Origin of the sequence: Halorarius halobius (assembly GCF_024298865.1) — an archaeon.
GTDB classification, from domain to species: domain Archaea; phylum Halobacteriota; class Halobacteria; order Halobacteriales; family Haloarculaceae; genus Halorarius; species Halorarius halobius.
Genome location: NZ_CP101161.1, coordinates 2,389,080 through 2,410,421 on the forward strand (window position 1 = coordinate 2,389,080; position 21,342 = coordinate 2,410,421).

Consider the following 21,342-nt stretch of genomic DNA (forward strand, 5'->3'; position numbering starts at 1 on the left):
CCGCCGGCACAGCCACGCGCATGGGTCTCGTCGCGGAGTACGATGTCGACTGTGCGGCGCTGCCGCTGACCGACGTGGCGGCGGCCGCCCAGTCGGCGTCGATACGGCTCGACCTGCAGTTCAACCACGGCGAGCGACCGATGTTCGTCGCCACCGTCACCGACGGCGACCCGCCGACGGTGGAGGCGGCCCTGTCGGAGACGCGCGACGTCGACGGCTGGACGCTGGTCGGGGAGGCCGGGGAGGTCCGCCGGTACAAGGCGACGCCCGCGCTCAGCCTCGACGAGCAACTGGGCGACCACCTCGACGACCTGTCGGGGCTGGAGGCGCTGGCCGGCGCCGACGCCATCATCGAGCGCATCGAGGTGCGCGCCGACGGCTGGACGCAGACCGGCTGGTTCGCCGACCGCGCGACGTTCCACGAGTTCCGGACGTTCTGGCAACGGAACGCGGGGTTCCGCCTCCACCGGCTCACGCGCGACGGCGAGCCCGAACCGCCGGGCGACGGGCTGACCGACCGCCAGCGCGAGGCGCTCCGGACCGCCTACGAGATGGGCCACTTCGAGGTGCCGCGGCAGGCGTCGCTGGAGGCCGTCGCGGCGGAACTGGAGGTGTCGGCGTCCGCGCTCTCCGAGCGTCTGCGCCGGGCGCAGACCCACCTCGTCGAGGAGACGGTGGCGACGACGTGGCCGCCGCTCCCCGAGTGACCTCAGCCCAGCCGGTCCAGGCGGTCGCGGGCGTCCGCGAGCGCCCCTTCGTCGTCGGCGACGAGATACTCGCCGAGGTCGCGGGCCGCCGTCACCAGTTGCTCGGACTCCGAGACCGGCACGTCGCCGTCGAGCGCCTGCACGCGCCTGACGTGGTCGCGGAGCGTCGCCAGCGGCTCGGCGGCAAGCGGGTCCGGGTGCTCGTCGAGATACGCCCGCAGGTCGCTCCGGTAGGCGTCGACGGCGTCGGCGTACGCCAGCCCCCGCGAGTCGCGCAACGACTTCGGCACCTCCGCGACGGCCGGTCGCTCGCCGTGGTCGGCGCCGCGCAACAGCGACAGGAAGTACACCTCCTCGTCGTCGGTGACGCGGGTCGCGCGGCCGACGGCGTCGGCGACCGCAAGCAGTTCCGTCGCCGCGAGGTAGGTGTCGTCGAGCGGTCGGAGGTCGCCGCCGTCGACGAAGCCGTGCTGGCGGGTGAACGGACGCGTCTCCTCGGCGGCCCGTTCGGCGACCCGGCGGAGGCTCTCCCCCTCGTCGAGCGCGTTGCGGGCCGCAGAGAGGTCGAGGCTGGCGGGCGACGCCGTGTGGAGGCGCCGCTCCTCCTCGACGCCGACGCTCCGCATGCTCCCGCAGTTCGGGCACTCGACGCTCCCCGTCTCGTAGTACGACCACCGCTGGCCGCACGACTGGCACTCGCGGGTCCCGCGGACCTTCATGGCCGCCGGTTGGCGCGCTCGGTGGTTAACTCCCGCGGCTCCCGGGCGGGCGACCCTTTCCCGGACCTCAATCCTTTTGCCGGCGGGCGGGAACGCACGGCCATGAGCCGCGACCCCGAGACGGCACGCGAGTTCGCGCGCAGGTTCGCCGCGAGCGAAGCCGCTACCGCCACCGAGGCGGCCGACCTGCTCTCGGAGGCCGGCCGCGAGCGGGTCGTCGACGCGTACCCCGAGGCGTTCCGGGACCCGCCGTTCGACGCCGAGGCCGCCATCGAAGGGTACTGGTGGGGGCTGTACGGCCAGTACGGGCCTCCCGAGGACGTGGAGGTGAGCGTCGACGGCGCGGAGGCGACCGCGACGTTCGCGTTCGGCGGTGCCACGGAGACCGCGACGCTCGAACTGGACGACGACGGCGTCGCCGGCGTCGCGTTCAACCCCTCGTACGAGACGCCCGACTACGTGGACCGGGACGCCATCACCGAGCGCGACCTGTCGGTCGATGCCGGCGACGTGGCTCTCGACGGCCGGCTGGCGATGCCCGACGGCGACGGGCCGTTCCCGGGCGTCGTGCTCGTCCACGGCGCGGGACTCCACGACCCCGACGGGACGGCGGGCACCTCGAAGATACTGAAGGACCTCGCGTGGGGGTTCGCCACCGAGGAAATCGCCACGCTCCGGTACGCCAAGCGCCTGCACGACCACGAGGTGCCCGACGAGTCGTACACCCTCGATACGGTCGTCACTGACGACGCCGTGGCCGCCGTCGAGGAACTCGCCGACGTGGCGGCCGTCGACGCCGACCGCCTGTTCGTCGCCGGCCACAGCCAGGGCGGGATGGCCGCGCCCCGCATCGCCGAGCGCCACGGCGGACTCGCGGGCGTCCTCCTGCTCGACGCGCCGGCAGACCCGATGGTCGAACCGGACGACGTCGCGTTCATGCGGTACAGTTTCGACCCCGACGGCGACCTGACCGACGAGCAGGCAGAACAGCTCGAACAGCGCCGCGAGACGTTCCGGCGCATCGCCAGTGAGGAGTTCGAGGACAGCGAGACGCTCATGGGCAAACCGGGTATCTGGCACCGGAGCATGCACGACTGTGAGCCCGCGGAGACCGCCGCGGGGCTCGACGCGCCCGCGTTCGTCGCCAAGACCGGCCGGGCCGACGAGGCCCGTCAGCCGGAACTTGTCGCGTTCCTCGAGGAGAACGTCGAGGCGTGGCGCGATGTCGACCTCCCGGCGGGGGGCCGGGTCGTCTTCTACGAGACGGTCGACCACTACTTCCAGGCGGGGCCGACGCCGACCACGATGGACGCGCTGTACTTCGGTGGGAACGTCGAACCGCACGTCGTCGCGGACCTCGTCGACTGGATACGCGCGACGGGCAACGACTGAGGTTCGGCAGTCGATCCTGCACGACCGGCAGGGTTTATGCCCCTGTCGCGGCAACGATCGGATGCGATGTCGTCATCCGCACCCTCTCACGAGGATAGAGTAAGTCGCCGCGAGGCGACTGGTCGAGAAATTCTCCCCCGATAGCTCCGTCACCGTCGAGTCCGGGGACCTGGTACTGCACGTCGGCCACGAGTCGTACGTTCTCGAGCGCGAGGAGGCCGCCCACCTGCGGGACGCGCTCGGCGACGCGCTGACGAGAGAGGAGACGTTCGTCCACACCAGCGGCACCCACCGCGAGGACGGCAGTTACGTCGTCGCGCGCCGCGGCGCGGACAGTTCCGGCCACCGCAAGGTGTTCGACTCGTTCGACCGGCTGGAGCGACTGTACGAGCGACTGCCCGACGAGTTCACCGCCGAGGCGCTGGGCCGGACGGGGCTGACCGGCGGGCGGCGCCACATGGTGCTCCGGCACGTCGTCGAGCATCCGGCGTTCGACTGCGAACTCGCCAGCCGCCAGCCGCTGACCGTCCGCAAACTGTAGCTTTTAGCCGGCGGCGGCCCACGCTCCGGGCATGACGTTCTCCATCGTCGCCCGCGACCCGGAGACGCGGGCCGTCGGCGTCGCCGTCCAGTCGAAGTTCGTCAGCGTCGGCAGCGTCGTCCCGTTCGTGTCGGCCGACGCGGGCGCGGTCGCCACCCAGTCGTTCGCCAACGTCGAGTACGGCCCCGAGGGGCTGGACCTCCTGCGCCGAGGCCACGACGCGGAGGCGGTCGTGAACACGCTCACCGCCCGCGACGCGGAGGCGGACTCCCGGCAGGTGGGCGTCGTCGGCCGGGACGGGAGTGTCGCCGCGTTCACGGGCGACGACTGCTTCGATGTGGCCGGCGACGTCCAGGGCGAGAACTACACCGTCCAGGGGAACATCCTCGAGAACGAGGCGACGCTCACGGCGATGGCCGACACGTTCGAGGACACCGACGGAGGGCTCCCCGAGCGGCTGATAGCGGCGTTGCACGCGGGCAACGAAGCCGGCGGCGACTCCCGGGGCGAGCAGTCCGCGGCGCTGTACGTCGCCAAGCCCGAGGGCGGCTACGACGGCGGCAACGACCGCTGGGTCGACGTGCGCGTCGACGACCACGACGCGCCCATCGACGAACTGGAGCGGGTGTTCAAACTGTACGACGTGACGCTGTTGGAGCGCGTCCCGCCGGAGGAGACCCGGGAGCTGTCGGGGGAGACGGCCGAGGCCGTCGAGGCGGTGTTGGCGGACCTGGGGTTCTACGAGGGGTCGCCCTCTGGCGAGTTCGACGAGGAGGCCCGCGAGGCGCTGGAGGCGTTCCGGGGGATGAACAACTTCGAGAACCACTCGCTCGACATGCTGGAGGACGCGCTCGCGCGCGGCTGGGACGACACCGAGGCCACCGGGGAACAGCGACTGGTCGACGCCATCTGGCACGGGCTCTCGCGGCTGGAGCGTCGGTAGCCTCGCCGCCTCGCCGGGGTTTTAGGGACCTCGCGGCCGAAGCGCGGGTATGCGTGACGAAGCGGAGATACGCGAGCAGTACGAGTTCCTCAAGGAGCAACTCGAACACGAGGAGATGAACCATCAGGGGGTCAGAGAGATGTTCACCTACTACAAGCGCGCGCTGGGGTGGGTGCTGGAGGAAGAGTACATCTAGACCGGGTCGGACGAGCGGTTCCCTGTCGGGCGGTTCCGCGGGCGGTATCTTTAAGTGAAACCACCTCCTTGGCTCAGGTGACGCTTCGCTTTGGAGGGCCGAAGCGTCAGCGGGGACCAATTCAGGGCGGCAAGCGCCCGGCCGGATTTTCGCCGGCCGGGTCGCTTTCCTCTCGTTGCTACGTGACACAGCGACGGCTCCGTGGCGTCCATGAGATACACGCAGTAGCCACGGCTCCATCGATACACGTTGACCGAACCGGGAAAAATCGGCGTCGGGCGTGACTACTCTATGTCGAGAGCGCCGCCGTCGCCGCCGTTTTCGTCCCACTCCATCTCGAACTCGATGGACAGTTCCGACCCCGAACTGCCGGTCTCGCGTTCCACCTTCACCTCGAACTCCGGATTCTCGGGCACCTCGACCGAGTAGCTACTCTCGCCCGCGGACAGCGAGATTGCCTCGCCGGCGTCGAGGTTGTCCGCTACCGTGCGGAGCAGGCTGGCGATTTCGGTTCGGGGAAGTCGGCGCTCGGATTCGAACAGTATCTCTTCCATACGGGAGCTACACCGCACGAGGGCAAACCGTTGTCGGTCACGACACGTGCGTGATAGGACCTTTGGAGTGACCGGTCGTTGACGATGGGGTATGTCACGAGATTCCCGGCCTGAACGACTGCACTCCAGTGGTTTCGGTCGAAGATCGACGACCCACCGTCCGTGGATGTAACAGGGTCGATATATTTATTCGGTCGGAAATGGATAGTTTAGACAAGGATGTACGATCTCACCGGGTTCCAGCGCGACCTGATGTACGTCATCGCCGGGCGTGACGAGCCGCACGGTCTCGCCATCAAGGAGGAACTTGAGGACTACTACGAGAAGGAGATCCATCATGGACGCCTCTACCCCAACCTCGACACGCTCGTTGACAAGGGGCTCGTTGACAAAGGCGAGCGCGACCGGCGGACCAACTACTACACGCTGACCCGCCGCGGGCGCCGGGAGATAGAGGCGCGCCGCGAGTGGGAGAACCAGTACGTCGACCTGGAGTAGCGACCGGCCCATGAGCGGGGTTCCGCGGTGGGCCGTCGCGTCGGCGGGACTGCTCGCCAGTCTCGCCGTCAGCGTCGCGCTGTATCTGCTCACCGACTCCGTTCTGGTGTTCCTGTTCGTCCCGTTCGTGCCCCTGTTGTGGGACCGCGGCGACGAGTCGGTGCGACGCTGTCCGGCCTGTGGATTCGAGCCGACCGACGAGTCGGTCAACTACTGCCCTCGTGACGGCACCGAACTCGATTAATCTTCGGCGGGCGCCTCCTCGGCCGCGGGCGCGTCGACGGGCTCCGACTGCTCCATCGGTAGCTCCGTCAGCGTTCCGGGGTCGACGGCGAACGGTCTGATGTCGGCCCCGCCGACCAGTTCCGGCAGGACGAGTCGGGCGAAGTGGACGACGACCACAAGCATCATCGGTCCGAGGAAGATGCCGTACCAGCCGAACAGGAGGGGACCGAAGATGTACGCGAACATCACCAGCCCGACGTGGAGGTTCCGGCCCGACACGTACGGCCGCAGTATCAGGTCGGGGATGGTGTCCACGATGACGAACGAGAGGGCGACGAACGCCACGGGGAACCAGTAGACGGGGTCGGCGGCGAGATACTCGGTGCCGAACAGGTAGGCGGCGACCGGCACGTACACGAGTTTCATCCCGACCACGGGGATGAGCGACGCCGCCCCCGCCAGCAGGCCGACCAGGGCGGGGTACGGGATGGCCGAACCGGCCGGTGCGAAGAAGTTCAGCACCGAGTAGACGATGGCACCGATGGCGCCCGTGAACACCGCATTGAGGATGTTGCCCGAGAACACCTTGTAGAGGTCGCGGTCGACCGCCCGTGCGTACGCGACGAACACGCCCCGGTCGTCGGCGAACCGGCTCTGGAGCCAGCGGGCGAGCCGCGGGCCGTCCCGGAGCAGGTAGAACGCGATGGCGAACACGACGAACGCGTGCAACAGGCCGTTGCCGATGAAGCCCGCGTACGTCAGCGCGTCCGACCCGACGGTGCCGAGCGTGTCGACCACGTTCGGGTCGTCGAGCAACGAACTCGGGTCGTCAACGACCGTCGACACGTCGACGTACGGGGCCAGTGCGGCCTCGTAACTGCCGAGGTCGACCCGATTCGTCACCTTGTTGAACTCCTGGAGGCCGATTGCGATGGCGTACGCGACGAGCGCGAGAATCGGGAGCGCGACGGTGAGCAACGAGGCGGCGGCGGCGAGCGACGGGGGGCGGACTCGGCGCTTGAGCCGGGTGTACACCGGCCGGGTCGCGTAGTAGACGAACGCCGCGAGCACGAGCGTCCCGACGAACGAGTAGGCGACGAACAGCAGTGCCGCTCCCAGCACCGCACCGATGACCCACCAGGTCGCCCGTCCCCGGTCCACGTCGCTCGTCAGCATACTCGAAGGTCCGCGCGACCCGGTATAAATCTCCGCTTCACTCCGGAGTCGCTCTCCCGGCGGCAGGTTCGACGGTCAGGGTGAGCTCCGCCGGCCCCGTCGGGCCGTCCAGTTCGACGGTGACTGCATCGCCCCCGGCGAGTTCGAACAGCTGTCGCTCCGAGAGCACGACGTGCTCGTCCGACGCCGCCGGTCGAATCGCCCGTTCCGGAGCCTCGCTCATGGCGTGGGCCACGGGGACGAGCCACATAAGTATCTTGCAGACACTTCACGGTGAGAGAAAACGAGGAACGAAGTATTATCCGGCTGTGCCCTGTAGGCGGTGGGGTGAGCAGTGTCCTCGACGCCCAGGTCGTTCGGCTGGTGTTGGCCGCCGCACTCGGCCTGTTTCTGGGGCTGGAGCGGGAGTGGTCGGACAAGGCGGCGGGCATCCGAACTCTCTCGCTGGTCAGCCTGCTGGGTGCGGTGTTCGTCGTGGTCGACAGCGAACCCCTGCTCGTCGTCGGCGGCGTCCTCGTCGTCGTCCAGGGAGCGCTGTTGGCCGCGCGTGGTCTACTCGACGAGGGCGCAGGGCTGTCGCTGACGACCGGCGCGTCGATGCTGGTGGCGTACGGCGTCGGCGCGCTCGTCGGGAGCGGCCTCCTCGTCGAGGGGGTGGCCGTCGCCGTCGTCTCCTCGCTGTTGCTCGTGTTGAAGCGGGAACTCCACTCCGTCGCACACGAACTCTCCCGGGAGGAGGTACGGTCGGCCAGCGAGTTCGCCATCCTCGCGTTCGTCGTGTTCCCGGTGTTGCCCGCCGAGTCGGTCGCGGTGAACGTCGGCCAGATACGCCTCTCGGTCGAGCCACGGGTCGTCTGGCTGATGGTCGTCACCGTCGCGGGCATCGGCATCGTCAACTACGCCATCGTGAAGTCGTACGGGGGTCGTGGCGTCGCTGTCACTGGATTCTTCGGCGGCCTGGCGTCCTCGACGGCGGTCGTCGGGACGATGCTCGACCACGTCCGCCAGCGGCCGGAAGCGGCCTCCTACGCGGTGGCGGCGGTCCTGCTTGCCAACGCCGCGATGGCGGCCCGCAACCTCGCCATCGCGCTCGCCTTTACGCTCGGGGCGGGCCTGCTGACGCAGGTGATACTGCCGCTCGGGACGGTCGTCGTCGGGAGCGCCGTCGTCGCCTTCGTCGCGGCCGACTGGGACGAGCAGGTGGAGTTCGACCTCGACACGCCGTTCCGGATGCGCTACGCGCTGGGGTTCGGCGCGGTGTTTCTGGTCATCGTCGCCGTCGGGGGGGTCGCCCAGGGACAGTTCGGCACCCTCGGACTGTACGTCACCGCCGCCCTCGCGGGGCTCGTCTCCTCCGCGGGTGCGACCACCTCGGTCGTGTTGCTGTACCGCGACGGCGCGGTCACCGGCGAGGTGGCCGCCATCGCCATCCTGCTCGGGACGGCCACCAGCATCGGGGTGAAGGCCGGGCTGACGACCGTCGCCCCCAACCGGGAGTTCACCACTCGCGTCGCCGGCTACAGCCTCGCGCTGCTGGCGGCGGCGGGCGCGACGGCGCTTCTGGCGCTGTGACGCGCGATGTAAGTGTTGCCGTTACCATCGGTGTTCTTAACTAATGGCTTTCCCTACGCCGGTTCATGGACCGAGACACGGCCGAGCCGACGGTCCGGAGCCTCCCCGGACCGAAGGCGGCCGAACGGGTCGAGTACCACGGCGAGTTCGCGGCACCGAGCACCTACGTCTACGAGTTCGTCTGGGACGTCCTCGAGGACGCGACGGGGCCGTTCTGCACGGATGCGGACGGCAACGTCCTCATGGACTTCACCAGCCACGTCGGCGCCGCGCCGCTCGGCTACAACCACCCCTATCTGCTGGAGCGGATGGAGGCGTTCGACCTGGTCGACCCGCTGAAGATCGCCGGCCAGGATTTCTACACGACCGCCGGCGACCCCGCGGACCCGGAGTTTCCCGGTCCCGCGGAGCTGATGGACCGGCTGACCGAGGTGTCGAGCCAGTACGGCATGGACACCGTGTTCCTCTCGAACTCCGGCGCGGAGGCCGTCGAGAACGCCCTGAAAATCTGCTACGACGACACCGGCGGGAAGTACGGCGTCACGTTCCACGGCGCGTTCCACGGGCGGACACTCGGGGCGCTGTCGCTCAACCGCTCGAAGGAGATATACCGACGCGAGTTCCCGGAGATACCGTCGGTCCACGACGTCCCCTACTGCGACGACCGGACCTGTGACCCCGACACCTGCTCGTGTGGCTTCTTCGCGGACGGCGTCTCACAGCTCCGGCGGATGCTCGACCCCCAGCGGGGGTGGGTCAACGGCGACGAGGTGGCGTTCGTCGTCGTCGAACCCGTCCAGGGGGAGGGCGGCTACCGGTTCCCCAGCGACGCGTTCACCGACGAACTGCAGGCGGTCTGCGACCAGCACGACCTCCTGTTGATAGCCGACGAGATACAGTCGGGGATGGGCCGCACCGGCGAGTTCTGGGCGTCGGACCACTCCGCGCTCGACCCGGACGTCATCGCGGCCGCGAAGGGTGCCCGCGTCGGCGCGACCATCGCGAGCGAGGAGGTGTTTCCCGCCGAGGAGTCGCGGCTCTCCTCGACGTGGGGCGCGGGCGACCTCGTCGCGTCGATGCAGGGTGCGCTCACCATCGACGCCATCCACGAGTTGGACCTGCTGGACAACGCCACCGCACGCGGACGGCAGGCACAGGAACTGCTCCGCGACGCCGACCTCCCGAACGCCGTGGACGTACGGGGCCAGGGGCTGATGCTGGCCGTCGAGTTCGACAGCAAGGAGCGGCGAAACGCGGTCATGGACGCCGCCTTCCAGCGCGGCCTGCTCACGCTGGGCTGTGGCCACGAGACGCTCCGCCTGCTTCCGCCGCTGGACGTGACCGAACGGGAGATACGGCTGGGCTGTGACCTGCTGGCCGAGGCCGTCGAAAGCGTCGCCTGAGGGCTCTTACGCCGCTTTGACGGCTCAGAACTGGTAGCGCCGGTCGTCCTCGATGTCGGGGTACTGGTCCTGGCCGGTCATCTCCTCGAACGTCATCCCCGAGAGATACTCGTCGTAGGTGCAGTCGTACGACGAGCGGAGGTGGAAGTCGAGGTTGCCCGTCTCGACGGCCCGCTGGAACAGTTCGTGGACCGCACGCCGGACGAGTTCGTCCGCGTCGTCGGGGTCGTACGCGGAGACGAGCATCGCCAGTTCGTTGCGCGTCTCGCGGTCCAGCGACACGTCCAGGTCCTCGCCGAGGTCGGCGTACGCGTCCTCCACGTCCGTCGTGAGGTGGTCGAGACTCATATCCGCCGGTGGGGGAGCGGGGCGGATACGGCTTACGGCTCCCCGGGCGTCGTCCGAGGGTCGACGTAGTAGCGTTTGACGGCCCATAGCGCCGTGCCGACGACCAGACACAGCAGACCCACTGGGAGCCACAGCGCCCCGAACAGGACGGCGAGCGCCGGGACGAGGAGGCTGGCCCCGAGAAGCGCCAGCGAGCGGGGGTGCACGGTCGCCGAGTCGGTCCGCACGGGCAAGGGCCTTTGGGAGATACAGCGGCTCTTTGTGCCACTACAAGAGCTTTATCGGGGACCGTCACAGGTGAGAGTATGCCCTCCACGCGCAGAGCGTTCGTCGTCGCCGCGGCCGCGGGGCTCGGCGGCTGTACGTCGGTGCTGTCGGACGACGCCGCTTCCGAGGGGTCGCCCGTCGACGGTACCGACCCCGGGACCGGGACACCCGACGACTGTACCGCCGGCTACTACGTCGACCGCTACCCGTTCACACCGGTCGAGGACCTCCCCGCGACGCTCGACCGGGCGGTCGAACGCGAGGTGGTCGCCGCGGCCGTCGCGGACGGCGAGACCACCTACGAGACGTACGGCCAGGAGCCGCTCGACGAGGGGGTCGTCGCCCACGAGGACACGTACTACTGGCTCTCCATCACCGCCGCGAGCGCGACCGAGGTACCCGCGTACCTGTTCGACTGCTCGTGGGAGTACGGACGGGAGGCTCCGGCCGACGCGACGGTCATCGCGTACGCCGACCTCCCGGAGAGCGACCGCGAGGCGATGCAGTTGCTCGTCGCCCCGGAGGGAAGCGAGGAGGGGGAACGCCACCCCTCGGAGTCGCTGACCATCAGGGAGCGTCCCGTCCCGTACCCGGAGGGCGGCGACGACTCCGAACTGCTCGCCCGCGATACGGTCTGGGTGCGCTGGAACGACCGCGAGTACCGCGTCTCGACCGGCGAGCGGACGTCGACGGAGCGGCACACCTACCGGTACGCCGCCGAGCAGGTGGCCGACGACGACGCCGGGTTGCGGGCGTGGGCGGGCGAGGAGTTCGTCGTCGACCTCTCGCTGTCGGAGGCGGCACGCGACGCGTACGAGCGGGCCGGCGGCGAGGCCGGCTACGAGGCCTGCGAACCCGCGCCCGATGGGCTCGACGCACTCCTCGACCAGTTGCCCGAGGACGCGCGGCTCCCCGGCCCCGCGGACGGCTGGTACGTCCGTGTCGACGGCGAGCGGTCGCGGTTGACGGTCATGCAGTGGGTGGAGTGAGCCGGCGGGAACGCCACCACTAAGCGCGGGACCGCCCTACACCGGGTAATGAGCGAGGCCGCGCAGTTGCCCGAAGACGTCGATGCGGTCCGCGAGGCGCTCGTCTCGTGGTACGAGGCCGACCATCGCTCGTACCCGTGGCGCGAGACGACCGACCCGTACCCGATTCTCGTGAGCGAGGTGATGAGCCAGCAGACGCAACTCGACCGCGTGGAGTCGGCGTGGCACGCGTTCCTCGACCGGTGGCCGACCGTCGAGGCGCTCGCGGCCGCCGACCGCGCCGACGTGGTGGGGTTCTGGACCGACCACTCGCTCGGCTACAACAACCGGGCGACGTACCTCCACGAGGCGGCCGGACAGGTCGTCGACGAACACGGCGGCGAGTTCCCCCGCACTCCGAAGGGGCTCTCGGAGCTGATGGGCGTCGGTCCCTACACCGCGAACGCCGTCGCCTCCTTCGCGTTCAACGAGGGGAACGCCGTCGTCGACACGAACGTGAAGCGCGTCCTCTACCGCGCGTTCGACGCTCCCGACGACGACGCCGAGTTCGAGCGTCTCGCCGGCGAGTTGATGCCCGACGGTGAGTCCCGCGTCTGGAACAACGCCGTCATGGAGTTGGGCGGCGTCGCCTGCGGGAAGACGCCCGCCTGCGACGAGCAGGACTGCCCGTGGCGGGCGTGGTGTCACGCCTACGAGACGGGCGATTTCACCGCGCCGGACGTGCCGACCCAGCCGGCGTTCGAGGGGTCGCGCCGGCAGATGCGCGGCCGGGTCCTGTCGGCCCTGCGCGAGCACGGCGAACTCGACCTGGACGCGCTGGGCCACCGCGTCCGCGTCGACTACGCGCCGGACGGCGAGTACGGCCGCGAGTGGCTCCGCGACCTGCTCGGTGACCTCGAATCCGACGGCCTCGTCGCCGTCGAGGGCGACCGCGCCCGGTTGGCGCGATGACGGTCGACCTCCGGCCGGCGTTCATCGGGTTCGTCGCCGCGGCGCTTGGCACCCTCGCCGTCGGCCTCGTACAGGGGATGCCGCTGGCGGCGCTGTTGCCGCTGGCGGCGCTGGTCGGCGTCCTGTTCGCGGCGGGCAACCTGTTCATCGAGCACCGGCGGAGCCGGCCCCCGAACTGAGCCGTCACAGCGGGGAGCATATACGGGGGCGGGCTCTCGGTCCGGTATGAGCGACGTACACGTCGCCGCCATCGCCGGCAGTCTCCGCGACGAGAGCTACACCCGCGCGTCGGTCCGGGTCGCGCTCGACGCCGCGGAGGCGGACCGGGACGTGACGACCGACCTCGTCGACCTCCGGGCGCTCGACCTCCCGGTGTACGACGGCGACGACGACGACGCGGGCGACGCGGCCGACCTCCGCGAGCGGCTCCGGGCCGCCGACGCCGTCGTCCTGGGCACGCCCGTCTACCACGGCTCGTACGCCTCGCCGCTGAAGACGGCGCTCGACTACTGTGGCTTCGACGAGTTCGAGGAGAAGACGGTCGGCCTGCTCGCGGTCGCGGGCGGCTCGTTCCCGACGGCGACGCTCGACCACCTGCGGGTGGTGATGCGCGCGCTCAACGCGTGGGTGCTCCCGCATCAGGCGGCGCTTCCCCGGGTCGGCTCCCACTTCGAGGGCGGCGAACTGGTCGACGACGACCTCCGCGACCGGGTGGAGACGCTCGGCCGCCGGTGCGTCGAGTACGCCAACATCGAACCGGACCCGCGCACGTTCGAGGCGGCATCGAACGTCGGGGCCGAGTGAGTCGGGGTCGCCGGCGGCGACCGCTGACCGCAACCGTTAATCCCGCGCCCGTACCCGACCCGGCGTGCACGCCATCACGAACAGCGGGTGGGTCGAGGTGGTCACCGGCTGTATGTTCTCGGGGAAGACCGAGGAACTGCTCCGTCGCGTCCGTCGTGCCGAAATCGCGGGTCAGTCCGTCGCGGCGTTCACCCCGGCCATCGACGACCGGTACGGGACAGCCACCATCGGCAGTCACGCCGGCCGCCGCATCGAGGCACGGGTGGTCGACCCGGAGGACCCCGCCCCGGACATCCACGCGGACCTGAACGGCGAGCAGGTCGTCGCCGTCGACGAGGCGAACTTCTTCTCCGAGCCGCTGGTCGAGGTCTGCCGCGACCTGGCCGACGAGGGCCGGCGTGTCATCGTCTCGGGCACCGACCAGACGTTCCGCGGCGAGCCGTTCAGTCCCATCCCGGAGCTGATGGCTACCGCGGAGTACGTCGAGAAGTTCCAGGCCATCTGCTCGCAGTGTGGGGAGCCCGCGACGCGGAACCAGCGGCTCATCGAGGGCGACCCGGCCCACTACGACGACCCGACGATCATGGTCGGCGCCGAGGAGTCGTACGAGGCGCGGTGTCGCAGTTGCCACGTCGTCCGGCGGGACTGACGCGTCCGGCGGCCACCGTTTTATTCGGGGCGAGTTCTCAGGAACGGAAAACGCGGTCGGGAGTATTAGTGACCGAGGCACGGACCGTCGGTGGAGGGCCACCACGCCCGACAGAGAGACACGATGTCTGCCGACTCGATAACCATCGCCTGTGACTGCGGCCGGACCCACGAGATAGACGGCGGCAACGACCGCCTGGAGTGTGACTGCGGCTGTACCTACGCCGTGACGGTGACCGAACTGAAGCCGTTGCTGGAGGAGTGACGCCGCTGTCGCAACCGTGAAAGCGGTCGATGCCCTACCCCGTGTAGTGACGACGTGGGTCGAGAACCCGACGGGTGGCCGCGACCGTGGCCCCCGCGGACTGGTGCGCGCGTGGGTCGAGGTGCTGGTGCGACCGCGGCGGTTCTTCCACAACGGCATCGCTCCGGGCGACCAGGCACCGGGGCTCGTGTTCGCGGTCGCGGTCGCCGTCGCGTACGTCGCCTCGCGATTCCTGTTCGTGCCGTCCACGCGCCCCGAGTTCTTCGCCAGCGAGGCCGCCTCCGTGGCGTTCGGCCTGCTGGTCGCCGCGTTCCTGATAGCGCCGCTGGCGCTTCATCTCGTCGCGGCTCTCGAGGTGGTGCTGTTGATGCTGTTCGTCCCCGACCGCGCGGGCGTCTCCGAGACGGTGCAGGTCATCGCGTACGCGACGGCGCCGATGGTGCTCGCCGGCGTGGGCGTCTCCCCGGCGCTCGCAGGCGTCGGGGGGATGGAGACGGTCGTCGCCGTGTGGCGACTCCTGCTGGCGCTGTGGGGAACGGCCCTACTGGTCGTCGGCATCGCCACCGTCCACGACGTCTCGCTCCCGCGGGCGGCCGCCGCCGCCGCCGTCCCCGCGGTCGTCGTGTTCGGCTACTTCTTCGGCGGCGTCTTCGCGTTCGAGACGGCAACCGGGCTGAACGTCGTCCCCGGCTGACGGCGGCGCCGGCCGACATGGAAACGCAATTACCGGGGCGACCCGAAGCCGCGAGCGTGACCAACACGCAGGTTACCCTCATCCAGATAGACAACTACGGGCCGTGGACCGTCGAGCCCGAACCCCGCCGCGAGGTGGACCTGCAGACGCTGCAGTCGCGGCTGTACGCGGACCTCTCGCAACTGTTCGGCAACCGCGAGGGGTACGTGTTCTTCACCCGGTTCGACAACATGGTCGCGGTGACCAACGGCCTCGACCGCGAGGCCCACGCGCTCATCCAGGAGTCGGTGGCGAACCGCTACCCGGTGACGCTGTCGCTCGGCGTCGCGGTCGACCCCTCGCCGGCGGCGGCGCTGGGACGCGCGACCGACTATCTGCAGGAAGCCGGCTCCGCACAGGACGCCGACCGCACCCAGATACTCGAAGGCGACCCGCTCGCGGAGAGCGACCGCGCGGCCGACGACGTACAGATAGCCCACTTCGACGTGAACGACGCCACCGGCAAGTACACCGACGAGCTGAACGCGTTCGACTCGTTCATCCACATCGAGCAGGGGTACGCCTCGCTGATGCGGTACATGCGCCGCGCCCACGACGCGCTGTCGTTCTTCGTCGGCGGGGACAACATCATCGCGGTCTGTCCGGCGATGGACGCCGACGGCTACCACGACGCCATCGCCCACGTCCGCGAGGAGGTGGACGTGGAACTGAAGGTGGGGGTTGGGCAGGCCCGCACCGCACAGGACGCGGGGATGGCCGCCAAGCACGCGCTGGAAGACTGCCGGTACGAGGGGACCGACGTGGAGTTCGCCTGAGACGGCACACTCCGGCTTTTACGTGAAACCCGCTTCGCGCGGTAAGTCAGCTTTATGTTCACTGGTGCGTAAGCGTCGCCCGGTATGTCACAACAACTCAACCGTCGGACCATGCTCAAGGGTGCCGGCGTCGCGGGGCTCACTGGCCTCGCCGGCTGTACCGACATGATCGGCGGCGGTGGCGGTGGCGGCGGCGGCCGCACGCTCAAACACGGTGTACTGCTCCCGCTCACGGGTGACCTCGCGTCGCTCGGGAAGCTCATCCGGGACGGGGCCATCCTCCCACGCTCCCAGCTCGAGGGGAACATCGATTTCACTATCGACCTCCGCGAGGAGGACACCGAGACGAATCCGCAGGCCGGTATCCAGGGGGCGAACACTCTCATCAACAACGGCTACCCGTCCGTGACGGGGCCGGCATCCTCGGGAGTCAACCTCCAGGTGACCCGCCAGTCGCTCATCCCGAAGGGCGCGGTCGGCAACTCGCCGTCGTCGACGTCGCCGGCGGTGACGGACCTCGAGGACGACGACTACGTCTTCCGGACGGCGCCGTCGGACGCCCTCCAGGGGCAGGTCATCGCGCAGGTCGGTAGCGACAACCTCGGCAACTCCTCGGCCGCGACGATGTACGTCAACAACTCGTACGGCCAGGCACTGTCCCAGTCGTTCGCGGACTCGTTCTCCGGGGAGGTGCTCCAGCAGATAGCCTTCCAGAAGGAGCAGTCCTCGTACAGCTCCCAGCTGGAGGAGGCGCTCGCGGGCGACCCCGGTATGCTCGTCGTCATCGGCTATCCGGCGTCGGGCGTCCAGCTGTTCCGCGACTACTACAGCAACTACGACGCCGGCCACGACATCGTCGTCACCGACGGGCTCATCGACAACGAGCTTCCGGACAACGTCGACAACGACATGGCCAACGTCACCGGCACGGCGCCGAAGGCGTCCGGTCCGGGTCGCGACGCGTTCGACCAGATGTATCAGGACGAGTACGGCCGCTCGCCCGGCGTGTTCAACGCTCACGCCTACGACGCGACGGCCATCTGCCTGCTGGCGAACGTCTACGCCGGTGAGAACTCCGGGTCGACCGTCCGCGACAACATGCGCAAGGCCGCCAACCCCGGGGGCGAGAAGTTCAACGCCAGCAACCTCGCGGAGGCGTTCGAGGCCGCCGCGGCCGGCGACGACATCAACTACCAGGGCGCCTCCTCGGCGTGTAACTTCGACGACGTGGGCGACATGAAGGCAGTCTCCTACGGCATCTTCAAGGTCGAGGACCGCGACTTCACCGAGACCGAGAGCGTCCAGTTCGGCGGGTAACACCCCGACCTTCGTTTCTTTCGACGTCCGATAGCGACCGCTCCCGAGCGGAGCGAGCGAGGAGAACGGCCGGCGGCTCAGCCGCCGAGGAAGTCCTGGCGGACCTGCTCGTCGTCGAGCAGGGCGTCGCCGGCGTCCATGTAGCGGTTCTGTCCCTGCACGAGCACGTAGCCGCGGTCACAGCGACGGAGCGCCTCCTTGGCGTTCTGCTCGACCATCAGCACGGCGGTCCCGTCGTCGTTGATACGGTCGATGCGGTCGAACATCTCGTCGACGAGGTCGGGCGCCAGCCCCGCCGACGGTTCGTCGAGCATCAGCAGGTCGGGGTCGAGCATCAGCGCCCGGCCCATCGCCACCATCTGCTGTTGGCCGCCGGACATCGAGCCGACCTTCTGTCCCTGTCGCTCCTCGAGGATGGGGAAGTAGTCGTACACCTCCTCGATGCGGCTCTCGGGCACCTCGTCGAGGATGTACGCGCCCATCTCGAGGTTCTCGCGGACGGTGAGCGTGCCGAAGATGTTGTCGTTCTGCGGGACGTAGCCGAGCCCCTCGTGGATTATCTCGTCCGGCTTGTTGCCGGCGATGTCCTTGCCGTCGAACTCGATGGAGCCGCCCATGTAGTTCGTCAGCCCGAACACGCTTTTCATCAGCGTCGACTTGCCGGCACCGTTCGGACCGACGATGGTGACGTACTCGCCGTCCGCGACGTCGAGGTCGACGTCCTCCAGTATCTGGAGGTCGCCGTAGCCGGCATCGAGGTCCCGCACCTCGAGGATACCATCGGAGAGCGTCACCGGATGGCGGTCTTCCTGTTCGGCGCTCATACGTCCTCACCCAGGTACGCGTCGACGACCTGCTCGTTGTTACGGATGTCGTCGGCTGTTCCCTCGGCGAGCACCTCGCCCTGATGCATGACGATGATGTGTTCGCAGTGCTCCATGATGAGGTCCATGTCGTGTTCCACGAGCAGGAACGTGTACCCCTGCTCGCGGAGGTCGTGGATGCGGTCGAGCAGTTTCTCCTCCAGCGTCGGGTTGACGCCGGCGAACGGCTCGTCGAGAAGCATCATCTCGGGGTCGGTCATCAGCGCACGGGCCATCTCCAGCAGTTTGCGCTGGCCGCCCGAGAGGTTGCCCGCGTGCTCCTCGGCGAGGTGGTCGATTTCGAAGAACTCCAGGGTGTCCCACACCTCGTCGCGGATGGCCTCCTCGTCGCGCTTGACGCCGTCGCGGAGGCCGGGCGTGACCGCGTTCACCAGTTTCTCGCCCTCCTGTCCCTGCGGGGCGAGCATCAGGTTCTCCAGCACGGTCATCTCCTCGAGTTCGCGGGCTATCTGGAACGTCCTGACCAGCCCCCGGTTGGCTATCTCGTGGGGTTTCAGGCCGGTGACGTCCTCGCCCTCGAACAGGACGGTGCCGCCGTCGGGTTCGTGGACGCCGGTGATGCAGTTGAACGTCGTCGACTTGCCCGCGCCGTTCGGGCCGATGAGGCCGGTCAGCGACCCCTCCTCGACCTCGAAGCTCGCACCGTCGACGGCGGTGATACCCCCGAAATGCTTCTCGAGGTTTCGGACGCGAAGCGGGAGCCCCCGCGGCGTCTCCTTGGCGCTCTCCTCGATGTCGGAGTCGCCCGACTCGGGTTCCACGTCCTCGACGTCCACGTCGTCCGGGGCGTTCGTCTGGACGGGCGCGTCGTCGGCTTCACTCATCGGTCTCACCTCCGTTCCCCCCGTCGGTGGCGGGGCGGCCGCCGAACGTGTCGGTCTCCTCCCCGTCGGTCCGCTTCGAGAGGTCGATGCTGGAGGCGATTTCCTTGCGGTGGCCCAACAGCCCCTGCGAGCGGTTCTGTATCAGGTACACGAGCACGACCCCGAGGAAGATGAACCGGAGGTTCGGCATGTTGGCGATGGCGTAGCCGAGATACGCCGCCGGGTCGAGCGAGGTGAGCGCGACCCAGAAGTTGCTCGGCGCCGGCAACGAGCCGCCCGTGATGAACTGCGCCAGCGCGTTGATGAGCCCCGCGAGCCGTCGGGGACCCTGCAACAGCAGGGACGCGAACACCGCCCCGCCGACGACGCTACCGGTGTTGGAGCCGGAACCGCCGACGATGAGCGCGGTGAACACGTAGAACGTGATGAGCGGCTTGAACGTGTTCGGGTTGACGTAGCCGCGGGTCCCCTGCCAGAGGATGCCCGCGAGCCCCATCATCGCGCTCCCGACCATGAACACCTTGATTTTGAAGATACGCGTGTCCTTGCCGAGCGACTGGGCGACGAGTTCGTCCTCGCGGATGGCCTTCAGCACGCGGCCGAACGGCGAGTTACCGATGCGGCTCACCAGCGCGTAGTAGCCGGTCAGCACGACGACGAGGATGAACGCCGTGTACGTCATCGCCTGCACGACCGGGCCGCTGATGCCGATGGCACCGCCCACTGCGATGAGGGTCTCCCCGATGAACGACAGCGGCCCCTCGAACAGGAAGTTGAGCGGTGAGTTCAGCGCGGTGGTTATCCCCCGCCCCCCGCCCGTACCGAACGAGAGCCCGAAGATGTTGACGACGTTGTAGCTCCCGGAACTGGGGTCGGTGACGGTGCCCGAGAACGTGTCGGCGGTCAGCGTCAGCCGGATTATCTCCGAGAAGCCGACCGTGACGATGGCGAAGTAGTCGGCGTCCAGTTGCAGTGCCGGGAGCGCGGCGATGCCGCCGACGATGGCCGCCATGACGACGCCGCCGACGATGGCGACCGGAACCGGGAGGCCGAGTCCCGGCGGCAGGCCGTTCGGGTCGCCCGCGAGGATGGACATCGTGTAGACGCCGACGGCCATGAAGCCGGCGACGCCGATGTTGAACAGCCCGGTGTACCCCCAGTGGAGGTTCAACGCGAGCGCGAGGATGGCGTACACGCCCGACAGGAAGATGACCGACTGGACCGTCTGGGCGGCGGCGTTGACGACGGCCGCGTTCGCGAGCACCGCCTGTGCCGCCCCGATGAGCGCGTACAGTACGGACAGCGAGACCAGCAGGGCGACGATCATCCGGGTGTCGTCGTTCCTGATGGACTCGGGCACCGCGTTCCAGGCGCGTTGGGTGAGGCTCATGCGGTCGTCACCCCGCCGAACAGGCCCGACGGCCGGTACAGCAGTACGAGTATCATCACCGAGAACGCCGCGACCCGGGGGAACCCGGATGGGAGCCACACCAGTGCCAGCCGCGAGGCCACGCCGATGATGATGCCGCCCCCGATGGCGCCGTACACCGAGCCGATGCCCCCGAGGATGACGCCCGAGAAGATGAAAAGCAGGAGTCGCCAGCCGAAGTTAAAGGAGAGCACGCCGCGTTCGAGGATGATGAGGAAGCCGGCGACGCCGGCGAGGCCGCCGCCGATGACCCACGTCGCGCGGACGACCCGCTCGGTCGGGATGCCCGTCACCTGCGCGAGCGCCTTGTTGTCGGACATCGCGCGCATCGCCTTCCCGAGTTTCGTGCGCTGTAGCAGGAAGTGGACGCCGAGCATCAGCGCGACCGCGGCGACGATCATCGTCACCTCGTGGAGGTTCAGCGTGTACTGGCCGTCGACGACCGGGAAGGTGAACGACGGGAGCGACGCGGGGTTGGTCGAGGTGACCCCGCGGGTGCTCGTCTGCCAGATGAACACGATGCTGTATCGAAGCGCGAGCGCGACCCCGATGGACGCGATGAGCAACGAGATGCCTTCCTTGTCGCGCATCGGTCGGTAGACGACCCGGTCGAGCGCGAGCACCAGTCCGACGGTGAACACCGCCGAGACGACGAGGCCGGCGGCGACCGCTATCGGCGTCTGTGCGACCGACACCAGCGACGGCGAGTTCAGGAGGATGATGCTCCCGAACGAGGCGTCGATGCTGAGGGTGAGAAACGCGATGACGTACGCGGTCGCCCACCCGGAGAACGCCCCCGCGGTCAGGTAGTCGCCGTGTGCGAAGTTCGCGAAGTTGAGGATGCTGTACGTCATCGAGAGTCCGACCCCGGCCAGCCCGACGATGAGCCCGAGTATTAGCCCGTCCATGACGAAGGTGAACACCTGGGAGACGGCGATGTTGCCCCCGAACACCTGCACGCTGGCGACGGAGATCGAGAATCCCGCCAGTTTGGCGATCAGGTCAGCGAGCAGATACACGCACGCGAACGCCAGAAGCGCCACGGCGGGGCTCCCGAGCACCTCCCGTATCTTGTCACCCGTTTGTGATTCAGTTACGCCCATGAGTACTGTTCACGGAGTGGTGGGGTGACGGTGGTAAAAGAAGTGTCGCTCCTTGCCCGATTCGGTAGTTTCAACGTC

The 21,342-nt window shown here is 68.8% G+C and carries 29 protein-coding genes; 18 read left to right on the forward strand and 11 right to left on the reverse strand.

What is annotated here, in order from left to right:
- Positions 1-20 precede the first annotated feature (20 nt).
- Entirely contained in the window at positions 21-707 is a 687-nt protein-coding gene (locus tag NL112_RS12705; protein WP_255149212.1) for a helix-turn-helix domain-containing protein, read from the forward strand.
- A 2-nt stretch (positions 708-709) separates the two neighbouring features.
- On the opposite strand, the gene NL112_RS12710 is transcribed toward NL112_RS12705, so the two are convergent.
- A complete protein-coding gene (locus NL112_RS12710) occupies positions 710-1,426 on the reverse strand; it encodes a DUF7117 family protein (protein ID WP_255149213.1) in 717 nt (238 codons plus the stop codon).
- Positions 1,427-1,528: 102 nt separating this feature from the next.
- Here NL112_RS12710 and NL112_RS12715 point away from each other — a divergent pair, with 102 nt between their 5' ends.
- Positions 1,529-2,818, forward strand: a complete 1,290-nt coding sequence (locus NL112_RS12715) for an alpha/beta hydrolase (RefSeq protein WP_255149214.1) — start codon at positions 1,529-1,531, stop codon at positions 2,816-2,818.
- 34 nt (positions 2,819-2,852) lie between these two features.
- Here the strand turns inward: NL112_RS12715 and NL112_RS12720 are convergent, their stop codons facing one another.
- Positions 2,853-3,095, reverse strand: a complete 243-nt coding sequence (locus tag NL112_RS12720) for a hypothetical protein (RefSeq protein WP_255149215.1) — start codon at positions 3,093-3,095, stop codon at positions 2,853-2,855.
- Between NL112_RS12720 and NL112_RS22905 the strand changes: the two genes are divergently transcribed.
- From NL112_RS22905 to NL112_RS12735, 3 genes are read left to right on the forward strand one after another with little or no spacing between them, the layout of a single operon-like run.
- On the forward strand, positions 2,988-3,359 hold the full coding sequence (locus tag NL112_RS22905; RefSeq protein ID WP_350356172.1) for a DUF7528 family protein: 372 nt from the start codon (positions 2,988-2,990) through the stop codon (positions 3,357-3,359). The two genes, NL112_RS12720 and NL112_RS22905, sit on opposite strands and share 108 nt — an antisense overlap.
- Positions 3,360-3,390: 31 nt before the next feature.
- Complete coding sequence (locus tag NL112_RS12730; protein WP_255149217.1) at positions 3,391-4,302, forward strand: DUF1028 domain-containing protein; 912 nt, start codon at positions 3,391-3,393, stop codon at positions 4,300-4,302.
- A 49-nt stretch (positions 4,303-4,351) separates the two neighbouring features.
- The gene (locus NL112_RS12735; protein ID WP_255149218.1) at positions 4,352-4,498 is read left to right on the forward strand and encodes a DUF8555 family protein; all 147 of its coding nucleotides are present in this window, start codon (positions 4,352-4,354) and stop codon (positions 4,496-4,498) included.
- 284 nt (positions 4,499-4,782) lie between these two features.
- Here the strand turns inward: NL112_RS12735 and NL112_RS12740 are convergent, their stop codons facing one another.
- The gene (locus NL112_RS12740) at positions 4,783-5,052 is read right to left on the reverse strand and encodes an amphi-Trp domain-containing protein (RefSeq protein ID WP_255149219.1); all 270 of its coding nucleotides are present in this window, start codon (positions 5,050-5,052) and stop codon (positions 4,783-4,785) included.
- Positions 5,053-5,271: 219 nt separating this feature from the next.
- On the opposite strand from NL112_RS12740, the gene NL112_RS12745 reads away from it, so the two are divergent.
- Together NL112_RS12745 and NL112_RS12750 are read left to right on the forward strand one after the other, a co-directional pair.
- On the forward strand, positions 5,272-5,550 hold the full coding sequence (locus NL112_RS12745) for a PadR family transcriptional regulator (protein ID WP_255149220.1): 279 nt from the start codon (positions 5,272-5,274) through the stop codon (positions 5,548-5,550).
- Positions 5,551-5,560: 10 nt separating this feature from the next.
- Positions 5,561-5,794: a zinc ribbon domain-containing protein gene (locus NL112_RS12750; RefSeq protein ID WP_255149221.1), complete on the forward strand. Its 234-nt coding sequence runs from the start codon at positions 5,561-5,563 to the stop codon at positions 5,792-5,794.
- Here the strand turns inward: NL112_RS12750 and NL112_RS12755 are convergent.
- Both NL112_RS12755 and NL112_RS12760 read right to left on the reverse strand, forming a co-directional pair.
- Positions 5,791-6,951: an AI-2E family transporter gene (locus NL112_RS12755; protein WP_255149222.1), complete on the reverse strand. Its 1,161-nt coding sequence runs from the start codon at positions 6,949-6,951 to the stop codon at positions 5,791-5,793. The genes NL112_RS12750 and NL112_RS12755 overlap by 4 nt on opposite strands.
- A 37-nt stretch (positions 6,952-6,988) precedes the next feature.
- Entirely contained in the window at positions 6,989-7,174 is a 186-nt protein-coding gene (locus NL112_RS12760) for a hypothetical protein (RefSeq protein ID WP_255149223.1), read from the reverse strand.
- A 104-nt stretch (positions 7,175-7,278) separates the two neighbouring features.
- On the opposite strand from NL112_RS12760, the gene NL112_RS12765 reads away from it, so the two are divergent.
- Together NL112_RS12765 and NL112_RS12770 are read left to right on the forward strand one after the other, a co-directional pair.
- Positions 7,279-8,523 carry an MgtC/SapB family protein gene (locus tag NL112_RS12765; RefSeq protein WP_255149224.1) on the forward strand — a complete coding sequence of 415 codons (1,245 nt, stop codon included), beginning with the start codon at positions 7,279-7,281 and terminating at the stop codon, positions 8,521-8,523.
- Positions 8,524-8,588: 65 nt separating this feature from the next.
- Positions 8,589-9,926, forward strand: a complete 1,338-nt coding sequence (locus NL112_RS12770; protein WP_255149225.1) for an aminotransferase class III-fold pyridoxal phosphate-dependent enzyme — start codon at positions 8,589-8,591, stop codon at positions 9,924-9,926.
- 24 nt (positions 9,927-9,950) lie between these two features.
- Here the strand turns inward: NL112_RS12770 and NL112_RS12775 are convergent, their stop codons facing one another.
- Together NL112_RS12775 and NL112_RS12780 are read right to left on the reverse strand one after the other, a co-directional pair.
- On the reverse strand, positions 9,951-10,274 hold the full coding sequence (locus NL112_RS12775) for a ribbon-helix-helix protein (RefSeq protein WP_255149226.1): 324 nt from the start codon (positions 10,272-10,274) through the stop codon (positions 9,951-9,953).
- A 32-nt stretch (positions 10,275-10,306) separates the two neighbouring features.
- Positions 10,307-10,480: a hypothetical protein gene (locus NL112_RS12780; RefSeq protein ID WP_255149227.1), complete on the reverse strand. Its 174-nt coding sequence runs from the start codon at positions 10,478-10,480 to the stop codon at positions 10,307-10,309.
- A gap of 99 nt (positions 10,481-10,579) precedes the next feature.
- Between NL112_RS12780 and NL112_RS12785 the strand changes: the two genes are divergently transcribed.
- From NL112_RS12785 to NL112_RS12825, 9 genes are all read left to right on the forward strand, one after another.
- Positions 10,580-11,530: a hypothetical protein gene (locus tag NL112_RS12785; RefSeq protein WP_255149228.1), complete on the forward strand. Its 951-nt coding sequence runs from the start codon at positions 10,580-10,582 to the stop codon at positions 11,528-11,530.
- A 48-nt stretch (positions 11,531-11,578) separates the two neighbouring features.
- Positions 11,579-12,481 (forward strand): HhH-GPD family protein, encoded by a 903-nt coding sequence (locus tag NL112_RS12790; RefSeq protein ID WP_255149229.1) that lies wholly within the window; start codon positions 11,579-11,581, stop codon positions 12,479-12,481.
- Positions 12,478-12,660 carry a hypothetical protein gene (locus tag NL112_RS12795; RefSeq protein ID WP_255149230.1) on the forward strand — a complete coding sequence of 61 codons (183 nt, stop codon included), beginning with the start codon at positions 12,478-12,480 and terminating at the stop codon, positions 12,658-12,660. Before NL112_RS12790 ends, NL112_RS12795 begins: the two co-directional genes overlap by 4 nt.
- A gap of 46 nt (positions 12,661-12,706) precedes the next feature.
- Positions 12,707-13,285, forward strand: coding sequence for an NADPH-dependent FMN reductase (locus NL112_RS12800; RefSeq protein WP_255149231.1), 579 nt, complete (start codon positions 12,707-12,709; stop codon positions 13,283-13,285).
- 64 nt (positions 13,286-13,349) lie between these two features.
- Entirely contained in the window at positions 13,350-13,934 is a 585-nt protein-coding gene (locus NL112_RS12805; protein WP_255149232.1) for a thymidine kinase, read from the forward strand.
- Positions 13,935-14,057: 123 nt separating this feature from the next.
- On the forward strand, positions 14,058-14,198 hold the full coding sequence (locus NL112_RS12810; protein ID WP_255149233.1) for a hypothetical protein: 141 nt from the start codon (positions 14,058-14,060) through the stop codon (positions 14,196-14,198).
- Positions 14,199-14,244: 46 nt separating this feature from the next.
- Complete coding sequence (locus NL112_RS12815) at positions 14,245-14,892, forward strand: YIP1 family protein (protein ID WP_255149234.1); 648 nt, start codon at positions 14,245-14,247, stop codon at positions 14,890-14,892.
- A 56-nt stretch (positions 14,893-14,948) separates the two neighbouring features.
- On the forward strand, positions 14,949-15,707 hold the full coding sequence (locus NL112_RS12820; protein ID WP_255149235.1) for a GTP cyclohydrolase III: 759 nt from the start codon (positions 14,949-14,951) through the stop codon (positions 15,705-15,707).
- 84 nt (positions 15,708-15,791) lie between these two features.
- Positions 15,792-17,024 carry an ABC transporter substrate-binding protein gene (locus NL112_RS12825; protein ID WP_255149236.1) on the forward strand — a complete coding sequence of 411 codons (1,233 nt, stop codon included), beginning with the start codon at positions 15,792-15,794 and terminating at the stop codon, positions 17,022-17,024.
- Between the two features lie 77 nt (positions 17,025-17,101).
- Here the strand turns inward: NL112_RS12825 and NL112_RS12830 are convergent, their stop codons facing one another.
- From NL112_RS12830 to NL112_RS12845, 4 genes are read right to left on the reverse strand one after another with little or no spacing between them, the layout of a single operon-like run.
- Positions 17,102-17,848 carry an ABC transporter ATP-binding protein gene (locus NL112_RS12830; RefSeq protein WP_255149237.1) on the reverse strand — a complete coding sequence of 249 codons (747 nt, stop codon included), beginning with the start codon at positions 17,846-17,848 and terminating at the stop codon, positions 17,102-17,104.
- Complete coding sequence (locus NL112_RS12835; protein WP_255149238.1) at positions 17,845-18,732, reverse strand: ABC transporter ATP-binding protein; 888 nt, start codon at positions 18,730-18,732, stop codon at positions 17,845-17,847. Before NL112_RS12835 ends, NL112_RS12830 begins: the two co-directional genes overlap by 4 nt.
- The gene (locus NL112_RS12840) at positions 18,725-20,122 is read right to left on the reverse strand and encodes a branched-chain amino acid ABC transporter permease (protein WP_255149239.1); all 1,398 of its coding nucleotides are present in this window, start codon (positions 20,120-20,122) and stop codon (positions 18,725-18,727) included. Before NL112_RS12840 ends, NL112_RS12835 begins: the two co-directional genes overlap by 8 nt.
- Complete coding sequence (locus tag NL112_RS12845; protein WP_255149240.1) at positions 20,119-21,264, reverse strand: branched-chain amino acid ABC transporter permease; 1,146 nt, start codon at positions 21,262-21,264, stop codon at positions 20,119-20,121. Before NL112_RS12845 ends, NL112_RS12840 begins: the two co-directional genes overlap by 4 nt.
- Between the last annotated feature and the right edge of the window lie 78 nt (positions 21,265-21,342).